1 pseudogene is annotated in these 836 nt (G+C 47.1%); it reads right to left on the reverse strand.

Features of this window, described 5'->3' with window-relative positions:
• Positions 1 to 478: 478 nt before the first annotated feature.
• Positions 479 to 763 (reverse strand): annotated as a pseudogene (locus ABD892_RS02655) (LysO family transporter); the annotation flags it as partial.
• Between the last annotated feature and the right edge of the window lie 73 nt (positions 764 to 836).

Genomic DNA, 836 nt, shown 5'->3' on the forward strand with positions numbered 1-836 from the left:
CATCAGTTCGCAAGAACTACCTATCAATCGTAATGAATTAACAAGTGGTGCTTACTCATGATGAAAATCTTTGGTTATTTCCGGAGAAATAACTTTTCTCATCCGAGCAAGCGCCCACACGAATTGCTTGATAATTTGTTAAAGAGCTTATCGCTGAAAATGATTCAGACTGCGTTCCGAGAACCTTGTCCGTTTCAGCGAGGCCGCCATTCTACAGTGGCGGACTTCAGTGTCAAGCGCTTGTTTCACCCGGCGAAACCGGAGAGCGAAGCTCGTTGACAGGCGGCGCATTCTACAGCATTTGCTTTCGCTGTCAACCACTGCATAAGCGGTGGTTAGAAGCCTGCGTCGCAGACAACGGAGGGGAATTATATAGAGACATCCGGAGATATCAATAGGCAACTTACATCATTTATTGTTCAACGCGGACAAGCCTTCCTTTAGCCAAAAAGGCCTGTCCTTTAACGGCCGGAATCGTTTAAGCGACTCCAAGAAACACCGGTATCAACAGCGGAGCCGATAAACTCAAAATAAAGCCACTGGCAACAGCAACCGGTACACAGTGAACCCCCCCCGTTCTTTCAATAACGGGCAAGGTGTAATCCATTGAAGTTGCACCACCATATCCAATTGCCATCGGCGCATTACGGCGAATAACAAAAGGGATCAATAAAAGTGCCACCAGTTCCCGACAGAGATCAACCAGAAATGCCACACTACCATATACCGGCCCCAGTTGATCGCCAATCATAATGCCCTTAACTCCCGCTTAACGATCTGAAGAAGTAAGGCTAAATTGAATGAAGAGAGCGTCCCCTGTGCTCTTCAGGCAAAAT

This window comes from Kistimonas scapharcae, assembly GCF_039540975.1.
Classification (GTDB): Bacteria; Pseudomonadota; Gammaproteobacteria; order Pseudomonadales; family Endozoicomonadaceae; genus Kistimonas; species Kistimonas scapharcae.